This is a genomic window from Mycobacterium simiae (assembly GCF_008370645.1).
In the GTDB taxonomy this organism is placed as follows: domain Bacteria; phylum Actinomycetota; class Actinomycetes; order Mycobacteriales; family Mycobacteriaceae; genus Mycobacterium; species Mycobacterium simiae_A.
Window position 1 is genome coordinate 1 of record NZ_VTZN01000657.1, and the last position, 250, is coordinate 250.

General features: G+C 67.6%; 1 pseudogene. It reads right to left on the reverse strand.

Features of this window, described 5'->3' with window-relative positions:
- Positions 1–250: pseudogene (locus F0Q45_RS27285) on the reverse strand (IS110 family transposase); the annotation flags it as partial.

The following is a 250-nucleotide window of genomic DNA, read 5'->3' on the forward strand; positions in this document are numbered from 1 at the left end:
TCGGCCAGCTCGTCGCGAGCCAACTCCGCGACCAGCCCGGGCAGGCTGGCCAGCCAGTCGCCTAGGATGCGCCGATGCTTGGCCAGATCCAGCGAGCGGGCCTTGGGCGCGTGGTCGGGGTCAAGCTCGTGCACCCGCCACAACAGCCGGTTGATCGTCGCCGTGCGTTGCGCCACAAGGACTTCCCGGCGATCCACCAATAACTTCAACTCGCGCGAGACCTCATCATGGGAGGCGACCGGCAAGTCGG